We start from the raw sequence: 9581 nt of genomic DNA on the forward strand, positions 1-9581 counted from the left end.
GTTGGGGGGGGGGGTTGCTGGCTTTTAAAGCGAAGCAGTCCGGCACACCCCACCCGCGCAGGCCCGTCACCGCACCCAACAGCCCCGCGCAGCGGCACCGCCCGCCGCAGGCGCAACGACGAGCAACCACCACGGCGGGAAGGACAAAAACGTGGGAATCAATCCGCGCTTCGCGCGGGGACGCAACGGCCGTCCTCCGTCCGGTAGTTCCAGCGGGCGCCGTTGGTCACCAACTCCTTGACCGATTCGAGGAAGCGGTCGACATGCTCATCCGGCGTGCCGGCGCCAAAGCTGACGCGGATGGCGTTGAGGGACTTCTCGCCGGGGGCCGCGTCGGGGGCACCGCACTCGCCGGGGTCCTGGGGCTCGCTGCCGAGGAGGGTGCGGACGAGGGGGTGGGCACAGAAGAGGCCGTCGCGGACGCCGATGCCGTACTCCGCCGACAGAGCGGCCGCGAAGTGGGAGCTGTTCCAGCCCTCGACGACGAAGGAGAGGACGCCCACCCGGGGGGCGTCGTCGCCGAAGAGGGAGAGGACGGTGACCTCGGGTACCTCGGCCAGGCCGGTGCGGAGGCGGGCGATGAGTTCCTGTTCGCGGGCGACCAGGCCGTCGAAGCCGGCCTCCGTCAGTGCCTGGCAGGCCGAGGCGATGGCGTAGGCGCCGATGACGTTGGGCGAACCGGCCTCGTGCCGGGCCGCGGTGGTGTGCCACTCGACGTCCACGCCGCCATCCGTGCGCCGGGAGACCTTGCGGCTGGCGCCGCCGCCCGCCAGGTACGGCGCGGCGTCCCGCAGCCAGTCCGCGCGGCCGGCCAGCACCCCGGCGCCGAACGGCGCGTACAGCTTGTGGCCGGAGAACGCGACCCAGTCCACGTCCAGTTCGGCGAGGTCCACCGGGTGGTGCGGGACGAGCTGCGCCGCGTCCAGCACGATCCGGGCGCCGTGCGCGTGCGCGGCGGCCGCCAGCTCCTGCACCGGCCACAGTTCACCGGTCACGTTCGACGCACCGGTCACACAGACCAGCGCCGGACCGTAGGGCTCGCGGGCGGCCAGTGCCTTCTCCAGGGTGTCCACGGCCTGCTGCGGGGTGCGGGGTGCGTTGAGGTAGGTGACCGCCACGTCGGAGCGCTGCTCCCACGGCAGCAGCGAGGCATGGTGCTCGGTCTCGAAGACGAACACCCGGGTGCCCTGCGGGAGTACGGAGGCGAGCAGGTTGAGCGAGTCGGTGGTGGAGCGGGTGAAGACGACCTGGTCGCCCTCCCGTCGCCCACCACCGCCCTTGCCCGGCTGGGCTTCGCCCAGGTCCCCTTCGATGCGGCAGCCGAGGAACTCCGCGATGGTGCGGCGGCTGTTCTCGAAGAGGTCGGTGGAGAGCTGCGAGAGGTATCCGGCGCCGCGGTGCACGCTGCCGTAGTACGGGGCGTAGGCCGCCACGTCGTCCCAGACCCGCTGGAGCGCGGGGGCGCTGGCGGCGTAGTCCAGCGCGGCGTAGTCGACCTCGCCGCCGGTCACGAGCGGGACGCGGACATCCCGGCCGAGAACCGGCAGCGGGGCACAGACGGAGCGGTCGGCGGCAACGGCGGAATCAGACATGGCGAACTCCCGTGAGAGGTAAGCGAATTCGCTGCGGGCAGGGCGCGGAAGGGCGCGCCGGGGCACCGCGGCGGAGAGGAAAAAGGGATGCGGAAAAGGGGCCGTCGGGCCCTATCGCATTCGCTGATTCACGGAAGTTCTCCCTCGGGGACCAGGATCCCTGGCGAGGGATCCGCGCTTGCCGCAGACCTCGCTGCCTGCGGCCTGGTCATCACCCGGGGCACCCCGCCACGGAAGGAGGGTTGCCGGACAGCGGGCCGGGGCCTGTGTCGCTGTCACTCGTGACCTGCGCAGCATCATGCCACACGGGAAAGGCGGCGCAAGGCCCGGTCCGTATGACGGACAGAGCCTTGCGTCACACCCTGCGTCACCGCGCGCTCAGGTGTTGCTGGCGGCCACCCAGCGCTCCAGCGCCCGCTTGGCCGCCCCGGAGTCCACCGAGGCGGCGGCCCGGGCGATGCCGGCCCGGATCTGCTCGGCCAGCGGGGCGTCCGTCGGCTCCAGCGCGACCAGCGCCGCCGCGGAATTCAGCAGCACGGCGTCGCGCACCGGTCCGGTCTCGCCGTCCAGCAGCCGGCGGGCCACATCCGCGTTGTACGAGGCGTCCGCCCCGCGCAGCGCCTCCACCGGCACCAGGGGGATGCCCACGTCCCGGGGGTCGAAGGGCTCCTCGCGGACCGTGCCGTCGCGGACGATCCACACCCGGGAGGTCGCGGTGGTGGTCAGCTCGTCGAGGCCGTCGTCGCCGCGGAACACCAGCGCCGACGAGCCGCGCTCGGCGAGCACCCCGGCCAGGATCGGCGCCATCCGGGCGTCCGCGACACCGGTCGCCTGGGCGCGGACCTTGGCGGGGTTGGTCAGCGGGCCCAGCACGTTGAAGGTGGTGCGGATGCCGAGCTGGGCCCGTGCGTTGGCGACGTGCCGCAGCGAGGGGTGGAACTTCACCGCGAAGCAGAAGGTGATGCCGGCTTCCCGGGCGACCTCGGTGACCCGCTGGGGGGTGAGGTCGAGATTGACGCCGAGCTTCTCCAGGACGTCGGAGGCACCGCTGGCCGAGGACGCGGCACGGTTGCCGTGCTTGACGACCCTGGCGCCGGTGCCGGCGACCACGATCGAGGACATCGTGGAGATGTTGACGGTCTTGGCGCCGTCGCCCCCGGTCCCGACGATGTCGACGCCGGGGCCCGGCACCTCGATCAGCCGGGCGTGCGCGTACATGGTGCGCACCAGGCCGGAGATCTCGGCGACGGTCTCGCCCTTGGCCCGCAGGGCGACCGCGAACCCGGCGATCTGGGCGTCGCTGGCCTCGCCCCGCATGATCTTGTCCATCGCCCAGGCGGTGTCGTCCGCGCTGAGGTCACGGCCGGCGAGCAGTGCGTTGAGGAGGTCCGGCCAGGTGTGGGCCGCCACGCTGTCGCCGCCAACCGGGGTCACAACGTTCATGGTCCACACTCCTGGATTGTCACCTGCTTCTGCCGTCACCCTATCGAGCCACCGGGCACGCCGGAGGGCCCCGTCCGGTTGGGGTATCCCCTGCTCCTTAAGAGCTTGGGGAACGGACGGGGCCCTCTGGGTGGCGTACTACTACCTACGGTGCGCTAGGAAGCGCCCTGGTGATCAGTGGTGGCCGTGACCGCTGCTGATCTCCTTGTACTCCTCGGCCGAGGCCTTCGGGATGACGTTGTCCTCGCCGTAGTAGGCCTTGGAGAGCTTGGCGCGCAGCTTCTGCGAGCGCTTCAGCTTGCGCCGCACGCCGTTCTCGTCGACCTCCGGGCCCAGCTCGAGCGGCGCGGGCTGCTCGTGCTGCGTGAGCAGGTGCAGCTGCTCCTGGTCGAGCGGCTCGTGGACCTCGATGAACTCACCGTGCGGCAGGCGCTTGATGATGCCGGACTCGCGGCCGTGCAGCACCTTGTCCTTGTCGCGCCGCTGCAGACCCAGGCAGATCCGCTTGGTGGCGATGAAGGCCAGCACCGGTCCGACGAAGAACGCGATCCGCACGAACCAGGTGATCGAGTTGATCGACAGGTGGAAGTGCGTCGCCCACAGGTCGTTACCGCCACCGATCAGCATCACGAAGTACGCGACCAGCCAGGCGACACCGAAGCCGGTACGGGTCGGGACGTTGCGCGGGCGGTCCAGGATGTGGTGCTCGCGCTTGTCGCCGCGGACCCAGGACTCGACGAACGGGTAGACCGCGATGGCGACCAGGACCAGCGGGAAGACCAGGATCGGGATGAGCACACCGAAGTTGAGGGTGTGGCCCCAGAAGTTCCACTCCCAGCCCGGCATGACACGCACCAGACCCTCGGCGAAGCCCATGTACCAGTCGGGCTGGGCGCCGGTGGACACCTGGTCGGGACGGTAGGGGCCGATCGCCCACACCGGGTTGATGCTGGCGATCGCGGCGATCACCGAGATCACACCGAAGACCAGGAAGAAGAAGCCTCCGGCCTTGGCCATGTAGACCGGCAGCAGCGGCATGCCCACGACGTTGTTGTTGGTCTTGCCGGCACCCGGGAACTGGGTGTGCTTGTGGTAGAAGACCAGGATCAGGTGCGCCACCAGCAGGCCGAGCATGATGCCCGGCAGCAGCAGGACGTGCACCGTGAAGAACCGCGGGATGATGTCGTGCCCCGGGAACTCCCCGCCGAAGATGAAGAACTGCAGGTACGAACCGACCAGCGGCATCGCCAGGATGACGCCCTCGATGAACCGCACACCGGTACCGGAGAGCAGGTCGTCGGGGAGCGAGTAGCCGGTGAAGCCGGTGAACATGCCCAGCACCAGCAGCAGGAAGCCGAACAGCCAGTTGACCTCGCGCGGCTTGCGGAAGGCGCCGGTGAAGAACACCCGCATCATGTGGACCATCATCGCGGCCAGGAAGACCAGCGCGGCCCAGTGGTGGATCTGGCGGATCAGCAGACCACCGCGCACGTCGAAGCTGATGTTCAGCGTCGACTCGAAGGCCTGCGTCATCCGGATCCCCTGCATCGGCACGTAGGAACCGTGATAGGTCACCTCGGCCATGCTCGGGTGGAAGAACAGCGTCAGATAGACACCGGTCAGGATGATGATGATGAAGCTGTAAAGCGCGACCTCACCCAGCATGAAGGACCAGTGGTCCGGGAAGATCTTGCGCATGTTGGACTTGGCCAGGCTGTAGATGCCCAGCCGGCCGTCCGCCCAGTCGGCGATCCGCTCACCCCGCGGCGCCTGGCCACGGCGCGTGGTGGTCGCGCTCGTCTCGTTACTCATCCGCGCTCCCAGAAGCTCGGGCCGACGGGCTCCTCGAAGCCGCTCGCGGCCTCCAGGAAGCCGTCCTTCTCCGTGATGTGCAGCTGCGGCAGGGCGTGTCCGGCCGGACCGAAGATCACCCGACCGCCGTCAGAGAGGTCGAACGTCGACTGGTGGCAGGGGCAGAGCACGTGGTGCGTCTGCTGCTCGTACAGGCTGATCGGGCAGCCCACGTGGGTGCAGATCTTCGAGTACGCCACGATGCCCTCGTGCGACCAGGACAGCTCGTGCTTGTCCTTGATGTTCTGCGGCTGGATCCGCACGAGCATCAGGGCGTCCTTGGCGATCTTCTCCGCGAACTCCTCGTCGTCCTCCTCCAGGCCCTCGGGCTTGGCGAAGGTGAGGGAGCCGACGGCGATGTCCTCGGGACGCAGCGGGAGGTTGGTCGACTGGTTGACCAGGCGCACGCCCTTCTTCCAGTTCGTGGTGCGCAGCTTGTTCCCGGGCAGCGGCCCGAGGTCACGCAGCAGCACCACACCGGAGAGCGGCACCAGGGCCAGCGCACCGAACATCGTGTTGCGGATCAGCTTGCGCCGCCCGATCTGCGACTCCTTCGCACCCGCGGCGAAGTCGGCCATGACCTTGGCCTTGACCTCGGGCGCGGCCTCGATCGGGTGGCGCTCGTCGGCGACCTCCTCGTCCGACATCAGCGTGCGGGCCCAGTGGACCGCGCCGGCGCCGATGCAGAAGAGCGCCGCGCCGAGGGTCAGACCGAGCGCGAAGTTCAGCGCGCTGATGTGACCGAGCGGCCAGATGTAGACGTTCTTCTCGATCGGGATCGCCACGTACGAGGCGATGAAGCCGACCGTGGCAATCATGGACACGATGAACAGCAGCGCCACGGTGCGCTCGGAGCGCTGGGCGGCCCGGTCGTCGATGTCCTGCGCGCGGTGCTCGTGGGGCGGCAGTCCCGGGTCGGCGAACGGGTTCTCCGCCGTGGTCACCGCACCCTCGTGCGCCGTCTCCCGCTCACCGGGAAGGGTTTCTTCTGGCACGTCTTCGTGTCGTCCAGTCTCGCTCATGACTTCTTGGCCTTCGTAGTCCGGGCTGCGACCCAGATGGCGACCGCGATCAGCGCGCCGAGGCCGAAGATGTAGCCGAAGAGACCCTCACTGACCGGACCGAGACCGCCGAGGTCGAGGCCGCCGGGGCTCTCGGATTCATCGCCGTTGACGGCGCCGAGGTACGCGACAATGTCCTTCTTGTTCTGCTCCGACAGCGAACCGTTCCCGAAGGAGGGCATGTTCTGCGGGCCGGTCTGCATGGCCTCGTAGATGTGCTTCGGGTCCACGCCCTCGAGCGTCGGTGCGTACTTGCCGTTGGTCAGGGCGCCGCCCTTACCGGTGAAGTTGTGGCACTGCGCGCAGTTGGTGCGGAACAGCTCGCCGCCCTTGCCGATGTTGGCACCGTCCGGGCTGTACTGCTCCTTGTCCGGCACGGTCGGGCCGGCGCCCAGCGAGGCGACGTACGCCGCGAGCTGGTCGATCTGGGCGTTGGTGTAGATGTTCTTCTTCCGCGGCACCTGGGCGCCGGGCTGCTGGGCCGGCATCCGGCCGGTGCCCACCTGGAAGTCCACGGCTGCGGCGCCGACGCCGACCAGGCTGGGGCCGTCGGAGGTGCCCTGACCGCCGGTGCCGTGGCAGCTGGCACAGCCCACGGCGAAGAGCTTCTTGCCCTCCTTGATGGCAAGAGACTGGGCGGTGTCATCGGCCTGAGCCTTGTCCGCCGGCGCGAACGCGGCGTACAGCCCCCCAGTGACCGCCAGCGCGAAGAGTAGGACGACGAGCGCCGCCAGCGGATGGCGCCGTCGTGCGGAGAGCTTTTTCACGGATTACCCCGGTGTCAGGATCTTCTGCGTCGATGCTTTGGCTATGTCTGTCTGATATGCGGACCCGGTAGGCAGGCCCGATACCGGTTACCGGATCAGGTAGATCGTGGCGAAGAGGCCGATCCAGACGACATCGACGAAGTGCCAGTAGTAGGACACGACGATGGCCGCGGTGGCCTGCGTGTGGGTGAACCTCTTGGCCGCGTACGTCCTGCCCAGGACCAGCAGGAAGGCGATCAGACCGCCCGTCACGTGCAGTCCGTGGAAGCCGGTGGTCAGGTAGAACACCGAGCCGTACGGGCCGGACGAGAGCGAGAGGCCCTCGTGCTTGACCAGCTCCGTGTACTCGAAGACCTGACCGCCGATGAAGATCGCACCCATGACGAAGGTGACCACGAACCAGGCCCGGAGCTTCTTGACATCGCCGCGCTCGGCGGCGAAAACGCCGAGCTGGCAGGTCAGAGAGCTGAGCACCAGGATCGTGGTGTTGGTCGCGGAGAACGGAAGATTCAGCGCATCGGCGGATTCCTTCCAGTACGCGGATCCGGTCACCGATCGAAGGGTGAAGTACATCGCGAAGAGGGCCGCGAAGAACATCAGCTCGGAACTCAGCCAAATGATGGTTCCGACGCTGGTGAGGTTCGGCCGATTGACCGACGGGTGCGCGTGCCCGGTTTCTACTGTCGTTGCTGTCGCCACGACCGACATTATGTCGGTCGCTTATCCCGCCCTCACTCCGGGGGGTGCCGTTCGGTGTGTCAAGGACGTATGCCCTGCTCGTACGCACCGTTTTCCCGGTCGCTCGAAGGAGGGACGCATGCGGCCGCCCGCTCCGCCGCGGCCCCTCCGGCACCGTTCCTGACGGGCCGTCGGGCAGATCTTGAATCGGTTCAACCCCTCCTGCGGGCACCCCCCGCGGGAGTAGCATCCGCCCCACCCGATGCTGTGCCGCTACGAAGCGTGGAGGAACGATGCAGGCGACTGCCACGGTGCTGGTCTACAGCGACAACGCCAACACCCGCGAGCAGGTCCGGCTGGCGGCCGGACGGCGCCCCGCCGCCGATGCCCCGCAGATCGAGATCCTGGAGTGCGCCACCGCGCCGGCCGTCCTGACGGCCCTGGAGCAGGGCGGTATCGACGTCTGTGTGCTGGACGGCGAGACCGCGCCGGCCGGCGGGATGGGCGTCTGCCGGCAGATCAAGGACGAGATCTTCCGGTGCCCGCCGGTGCTGCTGCTGATCGGCCGTCCCCAGGACGCCTGGCTGGCGACCTGGAGCCGGGCGGACGCCGCGGTGGCCCATCCCCTGGACCCGGTGGCGTTCGCCGACGCCCTGGCCGGGCTGCTGCGCCGCAGGAACCTCGTACAGGCCTGAGCGGCCCGCAGGACGGCGCTCAGATCCTCGGGCGCAGCCGGGCCTCACCGGCCGGGTTCTGCTCCCGCTCGGCCGCTCCGGTGGTGCTGGCGGCCTTGGCCTTGAGCGCGCTGCCGTCCCGCCATTCCTTCCAGGGCATGTTCCAGTCGCCGAAGCCGTTGCCGAACGGCGCCATCATCTCGCCGCCGCTGTTGAGGACCTTGACGATGTCGCCGACCCGAACGGTGTTGAAGAACCACTGGGCGTTGCCGGTGGACATGCCCGTACAGCCGTGGCTGACGTTCGCCGCGCCCTGCGATCCGACGGACCAGGGTGCGGCGTGGACGTACTCGCCGCTCCAGGTCACCCGGGTGGCCCAGTAGACCGGCAGGTCGTAGGAGTCCCCGCTCCCGGCGGCGATGCCGACCGTCGAGCTGCGCATCCGTACGAAGCTCTCCTTGCCGAGGACGACCTTGATGCCGTTGCGGGTGGAGAAGCCGGGCTTGCCGGTGGTCACCGGAATGGTCTTGATCGACTCGCCGTTGCGCCACACCGTCATCTGGTGCGTCGCCGCGTCGGTGATGGCCTCCACCCGGTCGCCGGTGGTGAGCTTGAGGGGCTTGGAGGGGCCGCCGTAGACCCCCTTGGCGATCTTCAGGCCCGTCAGGTTGCTGTGCACCGAGATCGTGGCGTGGGCGGGCCAGTACTCCTTCGGGCGGAAGTGCAGCTTCTTGGCGTCCACCCAGTGCCAGGCGCCCTCGACGCGCGGCATGGAGTCGACCTTCAGGGCGCTCTCCACGATGGAGCGGGCCTTCGGGTCCGTGATCGGCTGGCTCAGCTCGGCGGTGACCGGCTGGCCGACGCCGTACTCGCCCGCCTCAGGGCCGAAGCCGGCGGTCAACTGGCCGTCCGCTTCCTTGGTGTTGACCACGAGCGTCCTGCGGCCGGGCGAACCGTCCTCCTCGGTGCTCACCTGCACCGTGTAGCGGCTTCCGGCGGCCAGCGGGGCGGTGGTGCGCCAGTGCCTGCCGTCGGCGCTCAGCTCGCCGTGGACGAAGCGGCCGGTGGAATCGGTGGCCGTCACGTCGGTGATGCGCGCGTCGTCCCCGTTGACGGACACCTCAAGCGGCTTGTCGGGGTCCGCCTTCTTCTTGCCGTCCGGGATGTTGGCCGAGATCTGGTCGGCCGCGTCGTAGGGATTGGCGGAGAGCGCTTCCGAATCCGAGCCCCCGCACGCGGTGGCGCTCACCGCAAGGGGCACGAGCAGGAGGCCGCAGCTCAGCACCGTCCGGGTTCGAGGTCTGTGACTCATGCCCCAAAAATATGAAGAATCACCTGTCCCAGCGCGCTGGAAAGGGCAAACGGGTCTGGCCCCGGCCACCAAACGCGGCGGGGGCCGGCCCCCGGTGTGGGGGGGGGGGCCCCCCCCCCGCCCCGGGCGGGCGGGTATGGGGGGGGGTGTGGGCCGGGGGGGTTTAAAAAAAAACCAGCCCCCCCAAACCCGCGTTTTAGGGG

At 69.1% G+C, this 9581-nt stretch carries 8 protein-coding genes and 1 riboswitch; of the genes, 1 reads left to right on the forward strand and 7 read right to left on the reverse strand.

All coding sequences use genetic code 11. From position 1 onward, the window contains the following. Positions 1 to 158: 158 nt before the first annotated feature. The 6 genes from ACFW5B_RS34800 to ACFW5B_RS34825 all read right to left on the reverse strand — a co-directional run bounded on the left by ACFW5B_RS34800 (position 159) and on the right by ACFW5B_RS34825 (position 7422). Complete coding sequence (locus ACFW5B_RS34800) at positions 159 to 1592, reverse strand: aminotransferase class V-fold PLP-dependent enzyme (protein WP_386448976.1); 1434 nt, start codon at positions 1590 to 1592, stop codon at positions 159 to 161. 169 nt (positions 1593 to 1761) lie between these two features. Beyond that, a riboswitch (SAM riboswitch) is annotated at positions 1762 to 1879 on the reverse strand. Positions 1880 to 1970: 91 nt separating this feature from the next. Continuing rightward, positions 1971 to 3035, reverse strand: coding sequence for an anthranilate phosphoribosyltransferase (trpD, locus tag ACFW5B_RS34805; protein WP_386448979.1), 1065 nt, complete (start codon positions 3033 to 3035; stop codon positions 1971 to 1973). Positions 3036 to 3209: 174 nt separating this feature from the next. After that, positions 3210 to 4847, reverse strand: a complete 1638-nt coding sequence (locus tag ACFW5B_RS34810) for a cytochrome bc complex cytochrome b subunit (protein ID WP_386448982.1) — start codon at positions 4845 to 4847, stop codon at positions 3210 to 3212. Continuing rightward, a complete protein-coding gene (locus ACFW5B_RS34815) occupies positions 4844 to 5908 on the reverse strand; it encodes a Rieske 2Fe-2S domain-containing protein (RefSeq protein WP_386448985.1) in 1065 nt (354 codons plus the stop codon). The genes ACFW5B_RS34810 and ACFW5B_RS34815 overlap by 4 nt, the downstream gene beginning before the upstream one ends. Beyond that, complete coding sequence (locus ACFW5B_RS34820) at positions 5905 to 6714, reverse strand: c-type cytochrome (RefSeq protein ID WP_386448988.1); 810 nt, start codon at positions 6712 to 6714, stop codon at positions 5905 to 5907. Before ACFW5B_RS34820 ends, ACFW5B_RS34815 begins: the two co-directional genes overlap by 4 nt. An 87-nt stretch (positions 6715 to 6801) precedes the next feature. Beyond that, positions 6802 to 7422: a heme-copper oxidase subunit III gene (locus tag ACFW5B_RS34825; protein ID WP_386448991.1), complete on the reverse strand. Its 621-nt coding sequence runs from the start codon at positions 7420 to 7422 to the stop codon at positions 6802 to 6804. 263 nt (positions 7423 to 7685) lie between these two features. Between ACFW5B_RS34825 and ACFW5B_RS34830 the strand changes: the two genes are divergently transcribed. Beyond that, entirely contained in the window at positions 7686 to 8087 is a 402-nt protein-coding gene (locus tag ACFW5B_RS34830; RefSeq protein ID WP_386448993.1) for a hypothetical protein, read from the forward strand. A 19-nt stretch (positions 8088 to 8106) separates the two neighbouring features. Here the strand turns inward: ACFW5B_RS34830 and ACFW5B_RS34835 are convergent, their stop codons facing one another. Continuing rightward, positions 8107 to 9378 (reverse strand): Ig-like domain-containing protein, encoded by a 1272-nt coding sequence (locus ACFW5B_RS34835; protein ID WP_386448996.1) that lies wholly within the window; start codon positions 9376 to 9378, stop codon positions 8107 to 8109. Between the last annotated feature and the right edge of the window lie 203 nt (positions 9379 to 9581).

Source organism: Streptomyces sp. NPDC058773, from assembly GCF_042746015.1.
Taxonomy (GTDB): Bacteria; Actinomycetota; Actinomycetes; order Streptomycetales; family Streptomycetaceae; genus Streptomyces.